Origin of the sequence: Pseudarthrobacter siccitolerans, assembly GCF_030823375.1 — a bacterium.
GTDB classification, from domain to species: domain Bacteria; phylum Actinomycetota; class Actinomycetes; order Actinomycetales; family Micrococcaceae; genus Arthrobacter; species Arthrobacter siccitolerans_A.
Map to the genome: position 1 here is coordinate 3592601 of NZ_JAUSXB010000001.1, position 16244 is coordinate 3608844.

Annotated in this window: 18 protein-coding genes and 1 tRNA gene; 8 read left to right on the forward strand and 11 right to left on the reverse strand. The window is 63.7% G+C overall.

Going from position 1 to position 16244, the window contains the following annotated elements; genetic code table 11:
- Positions 1-185 precede the first annotated feature (185 nt).
- The 5 genes from QFZ36_RS16800 to QFZ36_RS16820 all read left to right on the forward strand — a co-directional run bounded on the left by QFZ36_RS16800 (position 186) and on the right by QFZ36_RS16820 (position 4787).
- Positions 186-2486 (forward strand): carbon starvation CstA family protein, encoded by a 2301-nt coding sequence (locus QFZ36_RS16800; RefSeq protein ID WP_306638099.1) that lies wholly within the window; start codon positions 186-188, stop codon positions 2484-2486.
- Complete coding sequence (locus tag QFZ36_RS16805) at positions 2486-2689, forward strand: YbdD/YjiX family protein (RefSeq protein ID WP_306638100.1); 204 nt, start codon at positions 2486-2488, stop codon at positions 2687-2689. Before QFZ36_RS16800 ends, QFZ36_RS16805 begins: the two co-directional genes overlap by 1 nt.
- Before the next feature lie 78 nt (positions 2690-2767).
- Positions 2768-3397: a bacterial proteasome activator family protein gene (locus QFZ36_RS16810; RefSeq protein ID WP_306638101.1), complete on the forward strand. Its 630-nt coding sequence runs from the start codon at positions 2768-2770 to the stop codon at positions 3395-3397.
- A 5-nt stretch (positions 3398-3402) separates the two neighbouring features.
- Positions 3403-3879 carry a hypothetical protein gene (locus tag QFZ36_RS16815; RefSeq protein WP_306638102.1) on the forward strand — a complete coding sequence of 159 codons (477 nt, stop codon included), beginning with the start codon at positions 3403-3405 and terminating at the stop codon, positions 3877-3879.
- A 62-nt stretch (positions 3880-3941) separates the two neighbouring features.
- A complete protein-coding gene (locus QFZ36_RS16820) occupies positions 3942-4787 on the forward strand; it encodes an aldo/keto reductase (protein ID WP_306638103.1) in 846 nt (281 codons plus the stop codon).
- Positions 4788-4877: 90 nt separating this feature from the next.
- Here QFZ36_RS16820 and QFZ36_RS16825 read toward each other — a convergent pair whose 3' ends face one another.
- The 5 genes from QFZ36_RS16825 to QFZ36_RS16845 all read right to left on the reverse strand — a co-directional run bounded on the left by QFZ36_RS16825 (position 4878) and on the right by QFZ36_RS16845 (position 7920).
- A complete protein-coding gene (locus QFZ36_RS16825; RefSeq protein ID WP_306638104.1) occupies positions 4878-5063 on the reverse strand; it encodes a hypothetical protein in 186 nt (61 codons plus the stop codon).
- 38 nt (positions 5064-5101) lie between these two features.
- Positions 5102-6082: a hypothetical protein gene (locus QFZ36_RS16830; RefSeq protein WP_306638105.1), complete on the reverse strand. Its 981-nt coding sequence runs from the start codon at positions 6080-6082 to the stop codon at positions 5102-5104.
- Between the two features lie 66 nt (positions 6083-6148).
- Positions 6149-6805 carry a DNA alkylation repair protein gene (locus tag QFZ36_RS16835; protein ID WP_306639255.1) on the reverse strand — a complete coding sequence of 219 codons (657 nt, stop codon included), beginning with the start codon at positions 6803-6805 and terminating at the stop codon, positions 6149-6151.
- Positions 6806-6959: 154 nt separating this feature from the next.
- Complete coding sequence (locus QFZ36_RS16840; RefSeq protein WP_306638106.1) at positions 6960-7103, reverse strand: hypothetical protein; 144 nt, start codon at positions 7101-7103, stop codon at positions 6960-6962.
- 421 nt (positions 7104-7524) lie between these two features.
- A complete protein-coding gene (locus QFZ36_RS16845) occupies positions 7525-7920 on the reverse strand; it encodes a hypothetical protein (protein ID WP_306638107.1) in 396 nt (131 codons plus the stop codon).
- Between the two features lie 335 nt (positions 7921-8255).
- On the opposite strand from QFZ36_RS16845, the gene QFZ36_RS16850 reads away from it, so the two are divergent.
- Both QFZ36_RS16850 and QFZ36_RS16855 read left to right on the forward strand, forming a co-directional pair.
- Complete coding sequence (locus QFZ36_RS16850) at positions 8256-9002, forward strand: DUF1206 domain-containing protein (protein ID WP_306638108.1); 747 nt, start codon at positions 8256-8258, stop codon at positions 9000-9002.
- Between the two features lie 108 nt (positions 9003-9110).
- Positions 9111-10013 carry an SDR family oxidoreductase gene (locus QFZ36_RS16855; protein ID WP_306638109.1) on the forward strand — a complete coding sequence of 301 codons (903 nt, stop codon included), beginning with the start codon at positions 9111-9113 and terminating at the stop codon, positions 10011-10013.
- 245 nt (positions 10014-10258) lie between these two features.
- On the opposite strand, the gene QFZ36_RS16860 is transcribed toward QFZ36_RS16855, so the two are convergent.
- On the reverse strand, positions 10259-10846 hold the full coding sequence (locus tag QFZ36_RS16860; protein WP_306638110.1) for an RBBP9/YdeN family alpha/beta hydrolase: 588 nt from the start codon (positions 10844-10846) through the stop codon (positions 10259-10261).
- Between the two features lie 33 nt (positions 10847-10879).
- On the reverse strand, positions 10880-11038 hold the full coding sequence (locus QFZ36_RS16865; protein WP_306638111.1) for a hypothetical protein: 159 nt from the start codon (positions 11036-11038) through the stop codon (positions 10880-10882).
- A 74-nt stretch (positions 11039-11112) separates the two neighbouring features.
- Here QFZ36_RS16865 and QFZ36_RS16870 point away from each other — a divergent pair, with 74 nt between their 5' ends.
- Positions 11113-11649: a GNAT family N-acetyltransferase gene (locus QFZ36_RS16870; RefSeq protein ID WP_306638112.1), complete on the forward strand. Its 537-nt coding sequence runs from the start codon at positions 11113-11115 to the stop codon at positions 11647-11649.
- Between the two features lie 463 nt (positions 11650-12112).
- Here QFZ36_RS16870 and QFZ36_RS16875 read toward each other — a convergent pair whose 3' ends face one another.
- The 4 genes from QFZ36_RS16875 to QFZ36_RS16890 form a co-directional block, all read right to left on the reverse strand.
- Positions 12113-12811: a hypothetical protein gene (locus QFZ36_RS16875; RefSeq protein ID WP_306638113.1), complete on the reverse strand. Its 699-nt coding sequence runs from the start codon at positions 12809-12811 to the stop codon at positions 12113-12115.
- A complete protein-coding gene (locus QFZ36_RS16880) occupies positions 12808-14037 on the reverse strand; it encodes a hypothetical protein (RefSeq protein WP_306638114.1) in 1230 nt (409 codons plus the stop codon). Before QFZ36_RS16880 ends, QFZ36_RS16875 begins: the two co-directional genes overlap by 4 nt.
- Positions 14038-14500: 463 nt before the next feature.
- Positions 14501-14573 (reverse strand) — tRNA-Thr (locus tag QFZ36_RS16885).
- 103 nt (positions 14574-14676) lie between these two features.
- On the reverse strand, positions 14677-16242 hold the full coding sequence (locus QFZ36_RS16890; protein WP_306638115.1) for an alpha/beta hydrolase: 1566 nt from the start codon (positions 16240-16242) through the stop codon (positions 14677-14679).
- Between the last annotated feature and the right edge of the window lie 2 nt (positions 16243-16244).

Here is a 16244-nt window from a genome sequence, read left to right on the forward strand (position 1 = left end):
CTGCCCTCCGGGCAGCCGCGCAAGGGACCCGCAGCACCTTCGACGGCGGCGCGGCCCGACGCTCGTCGACGAGTGCCGGCCGTTCGGCGCAGGCGGGTCCTCCAGGCGGCCAAATCCAGTCCGGTGCCGGTTCCTCATTGGTAGGGTGCCTGTCAGCAGATGCGAAAGACTCTCAAGGAGGAGACATGGCCGGAACGCCTGATCATCGACGAAGCACAGCCCGGGGCGAAGGCGCGGTGGCCACCGCTACGGAACTCCCGCCGTCGGCTGTGGACCGCAACGTCCGTGAGGCCGAAGAGAAGAAGTGGACACCCGGAAAAATCGCCCTCTGGGCAGCGATTGCCCTGCTGGGTGGCGTGGCCTGGTTCATGCTCGCGATCATCCGCGGCGAAACGGTGAATGCGATCTGGTTCGTTTTTGCTTCGGTCTGTACCTATCTCATCGGTTACCGCTTCTACTCCAAGGTCATCGAGCGCTACATCACCAAACCGGATGACCTCCGGGCCACCCCGGCCGAGTACAAAGCGGACGGCAAGGACTACGTGCGGACGGACCGGAATGTCCTGTTCGGCCACCACTTTGCCGCCATCGCCGGCGCTGGCCCGCTGGTGGGCCCCGTCCTTGCCGCCCAGATGGGCTACCTGCCGGGCACTATCTGGATCATCATCGGCGTCGTGCTTGCAGGCGCCGTGCAGGACTACCTGGTGATGTTCTTCTCGATGCGGCGCGGCGGGCGTTCGCTCGGACAGATGGCACGCGAGGAGCTCGGAGTCATCGGGGGCACGGCGGCCCTCGTCGCCACCCTGCTCATCATGGTCATCATCGTGGCAATCCTCGCCCTGGTGGTGGTCAATGCTTTGGCTGAAAGCCCGTGGGGCGTCTTCTCGGTAGGCATGACCATCCCCATCGCGCTGTTCATGGGCGTCTACCTCCGGTTCCTGCGGCCCGGCAAGGTCATGGAAGTCTCGGTGATTGGTTTTGTCCTGCTGCTCGCGGCCATCATCGGCGGCGGCATGGTGGCTGACACCCCGTGGGGCACCGACATCTTCACGCTGGACAAGGTGACCATCGCCTGGGGGCTCATCGTTTACGGCTTCATCGCGGCGATCCTGCCGGTCTGGCTGCTCCTGGCACCCCGGGACTACCTCTCCACGTTTATGAAGATCGGCGTGATCGTGATGCTCGCGCTGGCCATCATTGTGGTCCGCCCGGAGATCAGTGTTCCGGCGTTCAGCGAATTCGCCAGCAGGGAGAACGGGCCTGTGTTCCCCGGCGCGCTGTTCCCCTTCCTGTTCGTTACCATCGCGTGCGGCGCCCTGTCCGGCTTCCACGCGCTGATTTCCTCAGGCACCACCCCCAAAATGGTGGAAAAGGAACGGCAAACCCGCTACATCGGCTACGGCGGCATGCTGATGGAGTCCTTCGTGGCCATCATGGCCCTCCTGGCAGCAATCTCCATCGACCGCGGCCTGTACTTCGCCATGAACGCTCCCGCGGCCCTGACCGGCGGAACAGCCGAAACAGCCGCCACCTGGGTCAACAGCCTTGGCCTGTCCGGCGTCAACCTCAGCCCCGGCGTGCTCTCGGAAACTGCGGCGAACGTGGGCGAGGCGAGCATCGTCTCCCGTACCGGCGGCGCGCCTACGCTGGCGGTGGGCCTCGCCCACATCATGCAGCAGTTCATCGGCGGCACAGCCATGATGGCCTTCTGGTACCACTTCGCCATCATGTTTGAGGCCCTCTTTATCCTCACGGCCGTTGACGCCGGAACCCGCGTTGCCCGGTTCATGCTGCAGGATTCCATCGGCAACTTCATTCCGAAGTTCAAGGAAGCTTCCTGGCGGCCCGGCGCCTGGCTCTGCACAGCGGTCATGGTGGGAGCCTGGGGCGCGGTGCTGTTGATGGGTGTGACTGATCCGCTGGGCGGCATCAACACGCTGTTCCCGCTGTTCGGCATCGCCAACCAGCTGCTGGCGGCCATAGCCCTGGCTGTCTGCCTGGCCATCGTGGCAAAGCAAGGCACGTTCAAGTACCTCTGGATCGTGGCGCTGCCGCTGGCGTTTGCCGCCGTTGTCACCATCACCGCGAGCTACCAGAAGATCTTCTCGCCCACCCCGGCTGTGGGGTACTTCGCCAACAACGCGGCCTTCAGTAAAGCACTCGCTGACGGGAAGACGGAGTTTGGCACGGCGAAATCCGTGGCAGCAATGGAAGCCGTGGTGCGCAACACCGCCATCCAGGGCTGGCTCTCAGTGATCTTTGTGGTGCTCAGCATCATCGTGATCGCGACGGCGGTGCTCGCCACCGTCAATGCGTTCCGTAACCACGCAGACGGGAAAGCTGTGGAGGACAACGAGGACCCCGCGCATCCTTCGCGGGTCTTTGCCCCGGCAGGGCTGATTCCCACTCCGGCGGAGCGGGAGCTGATGGCTGCGTGGGACAAAGTCCCGGCCGAGCTGAGGTTCGAGCGGGCAGGGCATCACTGATGAGCGCCGGACTCGCTGCCGTCACCCGGGGCTTCCGGGGGTTTGCGCGCTACCTGGGAGGTGTCCTGGGAGCCGATGCCTACACGAAGTACCTGGAGCACCACCAGGCCGCGGGCCACAGCACGCCGCCGTTGAGTGAGCGGGAGTTCTGGCGGGACCGGGCGGACCGCCAGGACTCCAATCCGCAGGGCCGGTGCTGCTGATTGAGCCTGTAGCGTACAGGGCGTCAGCTGGGTTCATGGAGTGGACCTCGGGCGGATCGCTCATGAGAGTATGAACCCATGAGCGATCCGAACGACACTCAGGCACCTGAGGACCTCCCGGTAGAGGGCACCACCATCGATGACAGCCAGCCGGCGCCTGCCCAGGCTGGTCCGGGCAACGATGGCAAACCCAAAGGCAGCAAGCTCCAGGACCTGGTGGATGAGCCGGCCAAGGTGATGCGGATCGGCACCATGATCAGGCAGCTCCTCGAGGAGGTGAAGTCTGCCCCGCTGGATGATGCTGCACGGGGGAGGCTCGCCGAAATCCACGAGCGCTCCATCAAAGAGCTGGAGGACGGGCTGGCGCCTGAACTGGTGGAGGAACTGGACAGGATCAGCCTGCCGTTCTCCGATAACACCACCCCCTCCGACGCCGAACTGCGCATAGCCCAGGCCCAGCTGGTGGGTTGGCTGGAGGGGCTGTTCCACGGCATCCAGACCGCCATCGCCGCCCAGCACGCCGCCCGCGAGCACGCCGCCGCGCAGATGCAGCTCCGCCAGCTTCCGCCCGGCACCGTCATCGCCCCCGGCGTAGTGATTGGGGAAAACGGCGAGCCGCAACGGGCCCCGGCCGGCCCCCGCCCCGGTGCTCCGGCGCGCCCGGGCCAGCCGAACGACCCGGACCACGGTCCCGGACAGTACCTCTAGGTTCATTGGGCTTTTTCAGCGCCGCCAGGCAGGGGCGCAAAGACGACGCGGAATTGGGGCAGGGGTTGTGGCGCCGCGCCCACGACCGTTTCCACCGGGGGCTGGACCGGTTCCACCAGGTCCTCGAGGGCGTGGAGGACGACCAGCTCTACGGCGAACTGGTGGAGATCGCCAATGAGCTCGCCGGCCTGCTGGAACGCGTCAGGGCCGTCTGCATGGAAGCGCAGCGGCGGTCGCCCAGCGAAGGATTGGACATTCCGGTGGGCCTGGCAGGGGTCCACCGTGCACTGTCCAAAGCGGGCAATTCCCTGGCCACCACCTCGGAAGCCGCGGCCATGCTCCGCCTTGCCGTTGGTCCGGTCCCCGTGGGCGCCGTGTCCGTACGACGGCGCGCCGAGGCGGTGTTCCAGCAGGTGGCCGACGCCGAGAGGCACCTCGCGGAGGAACGTACTGGTTCCGGGCGGGAAGATATTCCCGGTTAAGCGTGTGGCTTACCGCTGGTATTTCTGCTTGCCTGCGCCGGTTCGTTTGGCAGGATAAAAGGATGACTCTTTCACCCACATTGACTTTCAACGACGGAAACCAGGTCCCCCAGCTCGGCTATGGTGTGTGGCAAGTTGAGGACGGAGTGGCGGAAAAGGTTGTCCGCCAGGCCTTCGAAGCGGGCTACCGCCACATCGACACTGCCAAGATCTATGGCAACGAGGCCGGCGTTGGCCGGGCCATCGCCAGCTCCGGGCTGTCACCGGAGCAGCTTTTTATCACCACCAAGCTGTGGAATGCCGACCAGGGCTACGAGTCCACCCTCGCCGCATTCGAGGAGTCGATGGACCGGCTCGGCCTTGAGACGCTGGACCTGTACCTGATCCACTGGATGCAGCCCAAGCAGGACAAGTACGTGGACACCTGGAAGGCACTGATCGAGCTGCAGAAGCGCGGCCGGGTCAAGTCCATCGGTGTTTCAAACTTTACGGTTGATGGCCTGCAGCGGCTCATCGACGAAACGGGCGTAGTCCCGGCCATCCACCAGATCGAGCTGCACCCGTACTTCAGCCAGCGGGAACTGCGCGAGTTCGGTGCCTCGAAGGGGATCCTGACCCAGGCCTGGTCCCCGCTGGGCCAGGGCGGCGAGCTCCTCGAGGATCCGGCAGTGGCCGCCATTGCTGCCAAGCACGGCGCTACGCCTGCCCAGGTTGTTATCGCCTGGCACCTTGCCATTGGCAACGTGGTGATCCCCAAGTCCGTCACCGAGTCCCGGATCCGCGAGAACTTCGCAGCGCTGGAGGTCTCCCTGGCCGCCGACGACGTCGAGGCCATCAATGCGCTGGACCGCACCGCGAACGGCGAAGGCCGGATCGGGCCCGACCCCGCAGTTTCCGACTTCGCGTAGTTCCGGCGGAGCTTCCAACCCGTGCTGCCAGGGCTTTTGCCCGGGCGGCGCGGGTTGCTGCTTTAAGCCGCTTTGAGCAGCGCCAGAGACTTAGGCGGCGATGCGGACCTGCTGGACGGGAACGGCGTCCACAACCGCCCAGCTGTCCTCGCCGTGGCAGTGCCGGCTGGCGAAGCGCTCTGCCTCTGCGAGGGTGTCAAAGACTTCGGCCCGGGCACGGCCGCAGTCAGCGTCGAAGTAGGTGACCTGAAATTCCTGTACGGGCTGATTTTCCATAAATCCAGTGTGCAACCGGGGTCTGACATTCTTTGGAATCAGGACGGCGTGTCTGTGCTGCCCAGCCGGAGGACCCGTTCCTGCGCCAGCCTGGCCGCCCGCTCGGCCTTGTCCGCAGCCCGCATGGCCTGCTTTGCCTCGGCGGTTGTGGCGGCCACGCTTCTCCGCGAGCGCTCCAGCCGGTCCTCGGCCGCTTTGAGGCGTGCCCGGAGGTCTGCCGTCTCCTCGAGGAGCTCAGTGATCTGGGTGCGTGTCTCATCCGCCTGGTCCTGCAGGTCCCGGGCCAGCCGTGCGGTTTCTGCATGTGCCGCCTCCGCTTCTGCGAAGGCGGCTTTTGCTTTCTCCAGGGCGGGCGGTGACGCTGGCCGGGGGGCCTGCCGGACTGCCTGGAGCCGTGGCCTGTCCGGCTGCGCGCGGGACGTACGCTCCGTCGTCGTACCCGCCTTCTGTGGCTTGACCGGCGCCGGCTTGGCAGGAGCGGGAGCTGTCCGGGGCGTCGCCGGCAGTGCGGCGGCCACCGCGACTGAGCCGTCCAGGTCGACGGCGTTGACGCCATCCGCCGAGAGCGTCTTGAGCAGGCGGCCGCTTTGGACAGCGGCCGCCGCCCCTGCATCGGCGGTCAGGGCGCGCAGGGTCTCCTCGACGTCGGTAGCCATGGCGTCGCTGATGGACCGGCCCTCCTCCTGCGCCACTGCGCGGGCGGTGTGGACGGCGGCGGCCAGCACCGTGCGGCGCTCCCGCCCCAGTTCACGCAGGGCCGTGGCGTCCAGTGAGGCTTGTGCTTCGCGCATCCGGCCGCCGAGGTCCGCCAGCCTGGCGAGGACCTCAGGCTGGTGCAGGGCCAACATGTTGACGGCCCACGCGGCAACCGACGGCTTGGGCAACCCGCGCACGGCCGCCCCCAGTTCCTTGTCGGACCCGGCGGCTTCCTTCGCCGCGGCTGCGCGGGCGGCGATAAAGTCCTCCAACGGCTTGGCGTAGAGCTCGTTTGCAATCTCCGCCAGCGCCTCGTCATCCATGCACGCCATCTTAGGGGCCAGCGTTGCTCCAGGCTGGCACCGGGCAGCGGGTGGGCGCAGCCCTTCCTACGTGTTGTCCTGCCGCCGCACCATTTCCGCGATCCATGTTGGCGCAAAGGGAGACGTACAGCCCGGGGGAGTGGGGTAGTCCTTGAGCACCGCCAGGCGCTCGCCGATGCTGACTGCCCTGCTGCGCTGGTCGGGGTGCCAGATGCCGATGGTGGCCAGGCAGGTATTCATCGCCCACTGCAGCCGCTCCGGAGCGTCCTTCATTTCAGCTTCAACGACGTCCAGGAGCCCTGCGAGGTCCAGTCCTTCGGGCTGCTTCGCCACGCGTTCACTGGTCAGCGCCCAGCCCGCGCTCGCAACCAACGGATCGCGGTCAGCCAACCATGTGGTTCGAAGCTCTTCCGAGTGCGGGCTTTTCTTCACCACGTAACTCACGAGCCAGTCGTGCACCTTGGGTGTGCGGGCCTCGCGCAGCATGGCATCCAACTCGTCGGGCGCGAACGCCTTCGGGCGGCAGATCAGGAGCGCCAGCAGCCTCGCCGCCGTGTCACCAGTTGCCCAGAGCTCATTGGCGAGTTCCTGTTGCGTCTTGAGCCGCTTGGCGACAGCGCGGAGTTTGCCGAGGTTTACCCCGTGATCGTCACCGTGCTTTTCGTTAACCTCGCGTGCACGCGGTTCCTCAAGGCCCGCCAGCTCGGCCATCACTCCGGCCATATCCGCCCCGGCCAACGCTGTCTTGTTCAATGCTGCCCCGGCCACCTCGGGCTCCTCTCCGCCGCCTGCGAGGTCCAGCCTACGACGGAAGCCGGCCGGCCGCATGCGGTCGTGCTCCGGCAGGCTTGCACCTATGCTGATCGGTTCCTCCGCCTTACAGCCGGCGCACCAGCCAACTTGCCAGCCACCTGCTCTCACGATCGCCGTCGTTCGCCCATTCCACCAGGACGTGCGTCACCGTATAGGCAACGGCGTGCCCTATGGCGGAACCGACCCTGACGGGTGCTGGCCGGAGCATCAGGATAGGTCTGCCCGGCGCTTGCCGGAGGGCGTCATCGCGTATGGCTGACTGCGCCATACAGCCCGGCAACTGCTTGGAAAGCCGATCCAGAACTTCGTGCCGATCGGCGGGATCTGGAGATAGCGGCATCGGAGGTCCTGAGAAAAGTGCGATTAGCACCAGTACCGTCGTCATCGGCTGGAGCCAGGTTCACCGGGCAAGCCCCGAGTGCGGCGGCTCCGTGTGAGCGTGCCGCCGTACAACAAGATTAGGAGCGGCCCCCACACTATTCATCGGTAGGAAGTACTCGACTCTCGCGGCGTCCACTACTTGCCGCGCCAGGGCGCCTGCAAGTCACCTGTGGGCGCAGGAGTGACACAAGCAGCGTCACCAGAAGAGTCCCGCGAAGTGCCTCCGCCGGAGTCTTCCCGGTTTTGTTTCAGCGCCCGTGTGCCCGGCCCTGTCCTCCTGTCTCCGTAGACGTGATGTTGAAGTTCTCATCGAAGTGGACGGTTGCACGGGTTCCGTCGGACTTCACGATGTGGGCCTCGTAGGCTGCGCCCTCGGCGTCCGTCTCAACCCGCTGAATGGTGGCACCGGGATTGGCGGCCAGGGCTGCATCCGTGACCTTGGTGGCCGTCCCGCCCGTCAGGAGGCTTTCGGTGATTCCGTTGGCCTGGTGTCCGCCCTTGGACTCATCGCGGGCCTGGGCGGTGGAGGACTGGCTGGAGTCCGGGGAAGGCGGCGCTGTGGCGGCGTTGGCAGCGATCGCCCCGCCTCCCACGACTGTTGCAAGGGCAAGACCGGCGAAAGCTGACTTTTTGCTGGTCTCCATGTCACATCTCCTTACTTCGAACGGACCCCTTTGCTTGAAGGGGATCCCTATATCATGCGCGCGCCGGTTCCCGCGGTTCCTTAGACAGGGCTGTGAATCTCCTGTGCATCCCGGCGGTCGACCGCGCCCAGTGTTGGTCGTAGTGGATCTGTTGTGACCTGGGCACACGGATCTACACTGGACTATTCCGCAATGGTGCGGGCCGGGCCGGCTGGGGGCACGAGCCAATAAAAGGTAAATATCGGGAAGGGCCGGTCATGGTCAGTGCCTCGGGGAAAGCTAATCGGGCGGTATCCGAAGCTGCATCAGCGAGCCGAAGCCCGGCCTTGCGCGCCTTGGCTCGAGCCGGATACGTCTTCATCGGACTGGTCCACATCCTGATCGGCGTCATCGCCCTTCAGGTTGACCGGGGACAGGGCGGCCAGGCAGATCAATCCGGCGCGATAGCATCTATCGCTTCCAAACCTGGTGGCCCCGCACTGCTTTGGGCGGGGCTCGTGGCGTGCGCGGCGTTGGCGCTCTGGATGTTCAGCGAGGCGTTCTTCAATGCCCGCACCGAAACCGAGTCAAAAGAGAAACTGAAGAAGGCCGGGTCCGCCGTTGGAAAAGCCGTGGTGTTTGCTTTCCTGGCCTTTACCTTTGCGGTCTTCGCCTCCGGCGGAAGCAAGAACTCCAGCCAGTCTGCGAGCGACTTTACGGCCAAGTTAATGGGGGTACCCGCCGGCATGGTGCTGCTGGTCGCGGCCGGTCTGGCGATCATCGCAGCCGGTGCTTTCTATGCCTATCGCGGCGTTTCACGGAAGTTTATGGAGGACCTGCAGGACCCCGGCAACGGCCGGGCGGCTATCAAGTGGATCGGGACCATCGGCTACGCCGCAAAAGGCGTTGTTCTCGCCGTGGTGGGGGTTCTGATCATTGTTGCCGCGGCAACCGCGGACCCCTCGAAATCCTCAGGCCTGGACGGCGGGCTGAAAACTCTGGGTTCCCAGCCGTACGGGGTGTTCCTGCTGGCCGGCATCGCGGCAGGACTGATCTGCTACGGCGTGTACTCGATGGCCCGTGCGCGGTACGGGAAGTTTTAGGAGTGCTGCCCCTGCAACAGTCAGTGGCGGAGCGTTGACGCCTGCGGTGCCCGGTCCCAGGTTCTACACGCACTACAGCACCTCCACCCAATTTGAAGTGGAGCGGTCATGATTCTCATTGTCGGTGCCACCGGTGATCTCGGCGGACGTGTTACCAGCCGGCTGCGCCTCGAGGGACAATCCGTCCGCTGCCTGGTAAGGACCAGCACCGACGACGCCGGGTTGCGCGGGATCGGTGCGGAGGTGGTGCGCGGGGACCTCACAATGCCGGCCAGCCTCAGGGCTGCATGCGGGGGCGCCGACGTCCTGATCGCGACCGCCACGGCGATGACCCGGCGCCTGGCAGGGGCCAGAAGTCCAAGCATCCGGGAGGTGGATGAGGAGGGCATGGTCGCATTGGTTGCGGCCGCCGAGGCCGCCGGCGTGCAGCGCTTCGTCTATCTTTCCTTCGCAGGGGTTGAGGCCTCTATCGGTACACCGCTTGAACACGCCAAGCTTGCAGTCGAGAGGCGCCTCAACGACTCAACTATGCAGACGGTCATCGTCCGCGCGGACGCCTTCCAGGAAGTCCACCTGGCCCCGATGGCCCGCTTTGACATGGCCACAGGAAAGGCAGCCATCATCGGCAAAGGCAACACCAGGAGGCGGTGGGTGGCCACGGAGGATGTTGCCTCTCTCCTTTGCGCGGTAGCACTCGAGACTGACCCTCCTGCGCTGATCGAGTTCGGAGGCCCGGAGCCCCTGACCAAGAACGAGGCCATCGCGGTTGCTCAGGACCTCACTCATCGCAGGATGAAGGTCCAGCGGATGCCCCGCCCCGTAGCCCGTCTTTTGGTGCGTTTGCTCAAACGCCGTAACGACGCACTGGCCTCCGCCTTCGGCGCGGGGGTACACCAAGACCTGAACGAGGCCACCTGGGACGATGAGCCCCTGCGCCGGCGTGGTATCAAGCCGAAGGCGGCCACGGACTTTCTCCGCGAACAGGCAAGCCGGCTCCCTACCCAAACCTAATGGGGTGGCCAGGCTTAACCAGCGAAAAACCCCGGAAACCCCCGTTTCCAGGGCTGTCCGGGGTTTCCCGAGCTTCCTATCAGAATCGAACTGATGACCTTTTCATTACGAGTGAAGGTATCCCGAACCTTCACGGCCACTCCCGCCACTGCCTTGAGACCCGTCATCTAGCTGTTTTTGCTAGACGAAGCATTCACGAGCGCTCCCGTGAATCACTTTTCAAAGTTGGTGGCCAGCCTTGAGCCCTACCTGGATAGGAGCAGGTCAAGCAGAGCAGGCAGGCTTGTGACGCCGTCTTCCGTCATGAAGTGTCCTGCTCGCGGGTGAATCTGCACCCGGGCGCTTAGGCGCCTGGCGATGTCATCGGATGCTTCCGGCGGCACGAAGGGATCCGTATCGGAGCGAAGGACTGTTCGTTCCCCGATGCTCATTGCCACCCGCTCAACGTCAACGTCAGTGGCGAGGAAACCATCGAGCTCCGGCAATGCTTCCAGGGGTTCAGTGAACCCGGCCACCAACACGAGACCGCCAAGCTCCCATGGCTCCGGCAACGCCGCGAGTACTCGCAGGACTGTGACCACACCGAGGGAATGGGCCACAACCACCGTTGCCGCATCGGGCACTCCGAGTGCCGCACTGACCGCGTTATCCCAAGCTGCCTTGTCAGGCTCGTCCGGATCGGGGAGGGAAACGACCGTGACTGCTATGCCTTCAGCTTCGAGGGCACTTTGAAGCCAAGGGAACCAGTTTGCATCCGGAGACGATTCGTACCCGTGGACGATGACGCACTGTTGGACGGGTCGAACCGGGACTCTGCTGCCTTTTACCTTCATAGGTAAAGACTCTAAGGGCCAGCTCGCGGAGCATCAGCTGTCACCGCCCCGCGCGGCCCGCTTCAGCTCGGCGATCCTCAGCCGTAGGAAGATGATGGCCAGGACCAGGGCGTACACCGCCAGGACGGCCACCGCGATCATGAAGACGGCGTACAGGATGCCCATAATGCCGAATGCTGGACTTGAAAACATTTGCTACCCCCAAATAGTCGCTGGACCTAGGCTACGTGAGGGTGGCAGCTCAAGTTGCTGGATAGGGTGAGCGGATGAACTTCTCGTCCGAACTTTTCGACGGCGTTGTCCTCCGACCGGTCCGGAAGATGGACGCCCGCGCGCTGACGGAAGCGTTTCAGAAGAACCGAACCTATCTCGCGCCGTGGGAGCCGATCCGGCCCGACAGGTTCTACACCGTTCAGGGCCAGCAAGAAGTAATCGCGCGGCAACGGACCGAGCTGGGCGCGGGAACAGCTCTTCCTATGGTGCTGGCGAAAGAAGGAACCATCCTCGGTCTGCTGACCCTCAGCTCGATTGTGCGCGGCGCCTTCCAGAATGCTCATCTTGGCTACTGGATCGACCAGGCCGCCCAAGGTGCGGGACTGATGACCGCAGCCGTCGGCGCTGCCGTGAATATCGCCAAGCATGACTTGGGATTGCACCGTCTGGAAGCGGCAACCCTTGTGCACAACACCGCATCGCAGCTGGTCCTGGAGAAGAACGGGTTCGCGTCATATGGCATGGCTCCCGCTTATCTGCAAATTGCTGGCCAGTGGCAGGACCACCGGATGTTCCAGCGGATTCTCTAACTGCACGGTCCAGTTCCAGGGCAAAGAGGAGCGGGCCCAGTTCGCCGGGCCCGCCTAGTTTGCTGCCAGTCACTGTTCGGCAGGTTCTGCATGCACTTGAGTCTCAACCTCCCGAAGGGTTTTCCTTGGGTGTCCCATCAGGGTCCTCGGTTATAGGACGGTCTTCCTCGGGCTTCGTCTTCGGGCTTTCGGTCTGCGGGTCCTTTGGCTCGCCGACTGGCTGTTCCCTGGTTTCGGAGTCGCTCACAATAGTCCTCCTGTTGAGTAAATTTGAGTGCGAAAAGGGGTGCGCCCCGTTCGCTGAGCGCACCCTTCTCGATTACCCCTCGCACCGGATCCCCATCCGACTGAGAACATAATAAGCATGCTTAGCAATGTGTGCGCAAGCCCATTTCGTATTCATAGCGGAAGCACAACCAGCATGTAGTCGGACCTTGCTGACGGCCAGATGCCCATGCAGAACCTAGACGACTGCTCCGTCGTTGAGCTGCTTCCGCCTGGAACGCCGGGTAAGTCCACTCGCCCAGAAGGCGATCATGAGTCCTGCCGTCGCTGCCCCGCCGGCATGTATCCAGGGCGACGCCCATGCTCCTTCAGGAGTAGGAATTGCCACGGCCACCATCACTGCGGACACTGCCAGGAGTACCTCCACGGCCGCCTGCGCCGGTCTGGCCCGATAATCAGGGCTGGCCAGCCGGGTCAGAGGAATGGCCGGCAAGAGGAACAGGCCGACGCTGAAGATCACGAAGATGGCATTGAAGGTGAAGATCACCAGCCCCAGCACCAGCAGACCGACGAACTTCAGCAGCTGGCCAACCCGAAGCGGGTTATCCGGTGCCCACCGGCTCAGCAACAGCCCCCATGCAGGAAGCCCCAACAGCCAGCCGCCGGCCCAGAACCCAAGATCCAGGAGCGCCAGGGGAGCGAGCAGCGCCCCGGGAAGCAGGAACGCCACGGCCTGCCGAAGCGACGGGAGCTTGCCGGTGGGGCCGAAGATGCAGGCGCCGATCAGCAGGTAGGTCACCTCGTACCAGGGGAGCAGCTGGATTATGGGGTCGGCCAGGCTGAACACAAGGAGGGTCAGAGCGGGAACCATGACGCAGACCGAGGCGAACGTCCACGGCTGGCGGGCAGTCGTCAGTTCATGGTGGTCCGAATTCATGTTCCGACGAAGGAGCGGTTGAACAATTCAGGAGCCGCGACAAGGTCGGCCGGCTCGATGTTGAATTCCCCGGTAGTCACGACATCACTGCCGTCCTCAGTCAAAACCCAGGTCACAGCTACAGCTTCCGCATGAGGATCACGCGTCACGAGGACGTAGTCGTCCTCGTCGCTTGTCCAGGGCACATTGGGACGGAATGATTCTGGCGTGAGGACGACTACGACGTTGTTCCCTCTGTTGTTCCACTGGACCGGGTAGCCACGGACTGCGACGTGCAGGTCTGCGGGATCGAATGCCGGTCCGTATGGACTAATTCGACGCATAACCGGCTCGACTACCTTCGCGAAATTCGCGTCGGCGGTCTCCCGATGATCGAACACCTCACAGTCGTGGAACGTAACTATGAGATGGGGCTTGGCCACAAACCGATCACGGCTCACAACCCGAATGCCGGCGCCCGGAAGTGCAACGCCGAGGAAATGGCGCCGGCCGTTTTGTAGGTGTTCTGGTCTTTCTTGACGCCATGTTGCCAGGCTGCCGGCACGATTTTCATCACTCGCTGGCTCTGTACCGCCGAGGATGGCTGGCATGAAGACTGGGATGGTTGCCGTGGAGGAGGTCGGAGGCTTAGCAAAGCGTTCCTCCTCGCGCTTGTACAGGTACTCCAGTACCTCGTCCACACGAGCGACTCGATTAATGGGTCCAAGGACCTGAACGTCCAGTGTGATTGCTGACCTGCCTGCCGCGCGTGCCCTTTCTACAAGGGCAAGTACTTCTCCTGCCCTTGCAGGGCGCGTGTTGCTGGCACCTCGCAGGTAGATTGCGCCGTCGTCCAAGTTGTCCTGCCTTTTGAATCCCTGGAAAGACTTGTGGCAGGGAAATATAGTCTGGCCGTCTACAGGGGGCGGGGAGATGACGAAGAGAACTTCACTTTCGGCGTCGATAGGGAGTCGGCCTAGTTCGAATGCCGGGAACTGTGGCCCAAGGTAAGGGCGCAACCGATCTTCTAGCTCGTGGGCTTCAGTACCTCGGGGGATGCCACCGGCCTTCCCCTTCTCCACCCCCACAACCAACACCGCATATCCATGGAAGTGCTTAGCCGCGTCATTCGGTCGACGATTTGCAGCTCCCAGGAGAAACTTCGCTACCTTCGCGATTCCTTCGGCTTTGGAAAAGTCGAGTTGGCTCTTCACCTCCAGATACCCTGCTTCTGCTTCATCGCCCACCGAAATTACGTGGTCCAAAATGTTGCGCAGTGCTCGCTCGCCTAGTGGGATCGTCCCTGTATCCACGCGCTACTCTCCAGCCATCTAGTCCTGCCTTAACGGTAGCTGCCGTCTATGGATAGCTTCGGCGATGCTTGTACGGGGCATGTCGGACTCTGAAGCCTTGGATAGCCAAGATCGTGCCCAAGCGTGTTTCCGACGCCGAAACCGACACGAACTCTTTCCGCCTGTTCCACAACAGGTGGAGGATTAGCAGTCGGTGCCCAGATGCAAGTGAGCAGGGGAGCCCTAGCAGGACCGCTTACTGGAGCGGGACTAAAATCGCTTCACACCTACATAAGTGCTGCTGAAGGAGCGCGAAAGTGTGCCATAAATGTGCCCCGAACCTAAAGAGGGCTTCAGGATTAACCAGCGAAAAACCCCGGAAACCCCTAAATTTAGGGGCTGTCCGGGGTTTATCCCGAGCTTCCTATCAGAATCGAACTGATGACCTTTTCATTACGAGTGAAACGCTCTACCGACTGAGCTAAGGAAGCACCGCATTCCTGCCCGGAAGAACCGGGCCCTTCATGCAAGAGTCAACTGTAATAGAGTCCCGGCGCCCGGGTCAAAATGGCCGGGGGTAGGGGGCTGAGGCCTTTAGCACACTGTGTTGTCGGCCGGGACCTGACCGCTCACCAGGTAGCGGTCAACAGGGTCCTCGATGCAGCTGTTGGACCGACCGTAGGCAGTGTGGCCTTCGCCGTTCCAGGTCAGCAGGGAGGCATTGCCCAGCTGCTTCCGGAGCGAGGCGGCCCACTCCACCGGTGTGGCGGGGTCACCCGTAGTACCGATGACCACAATGGGGGTTTCGCCCCTGTACTCCATGGGTGCCGGGGTGCGGAGGTTCTTGTACGGCCAGCCGGCACAGTTGGTGCCGCCGTAGGCGAAAAAGTACCCGAATGTGGGGGACTCCTGCACCAGCTGCTGCTTTTCGGCCCGCATGCTGGCCGTGTCGGACGCCGTGGGATAGTCCAGGCAGTTGATGGCGCTAAATGCGAACGATGAATTGGAGGTGTACGTCCCGTTGGAGGCGCGGTCGGCACTCAGGTCTGCGAGTCGAAGCATCAGGCTCACGTCCCCTGCCATGGCCGCATCGAGGGCCTGCGTGAGCGCAGGCCAGCTCTGATCGTTGTACAGCGGGGTAATCAGGCCGCTGACGAACATGGTGGCGTTAACCATCCGGCCGTCCTTGGCGGTGCGGGGCGTCTGCTGTACAGCGTTGATGAGGTCCCGGATCTGCTGCACGCCGGAATCGACATTTCCGCTCAGCGGGCACTTCTCCTGCTCAAGGCAGCTCTCAACATAAGCCCCGAGGGACTTTTCAAAGGCGCGTGCCTGGCCGCGGGTCAGTTCCTCGCTGCTGATGGAGGGATCAAGGGCACCATCGAGCACCATACGGCCCACATTGTCCGGGAACAGCGAAGCGTAGGTGGACCCCAGGAACGTGCCGTAGGAGTACCCGAGGTAGTTCAGCTTTGCGTCGTTGACCACGGCACGGAGGATGTCCAGGTCCTTCGCGGAGCTCACAGTATCGATATGGGCCAGCACGGGCCCGGTCTGCTCAGAGCACTTGGCGGCGACGGCCTTATTGTCTGTCAGCGCCTCCTGCAGGCCGGCGTCCGTGTCCAGGTTGTAGATCTTGGCACGGGCCGCGTCGCGTTCGGCATCCGTCATGCAGGCAACGGGCGCGGAGCGCTTTACACCCCGGGGGTCGAAGCCCACCAGGTCGTAGGCGTTCCGCACCGCCTGCGAAAAGTGCGTTCCCGCTGCGTCCTTGACGAAGTCGTACCCGGACGCGCCGGGGCCGCCGGGGTTGACGAGCAGGCTGCCCGTTTTGTTGCCCGTGCTCGGGGCCCGCAACGCCGCCAGTTCAATGGTTTCGCCGCCGGGATTACCGTAATCCATGGGCACTTCGACCTTGGCGCACTGGAAGTTGTTTTCGCACGGCTCCCACACCACTTCCTGCGAGTAGAACTGTTCAAGCCCGGCCGGAGCGGACGCCACAATCGAGGGGTCAGCCTTCGCCGTGGCTGCCTCCTGGCTGCGGTCTCCGCCGTTCAGGAGGCTGCAGCTGGCCAGGACCATGGCAAGGGCCATGGCCCCGGCGGCACGTGCCGCAATCGCCCAGGATGCGGGGCGTGCAGGCAGGGGGCGGGCAGTCATCG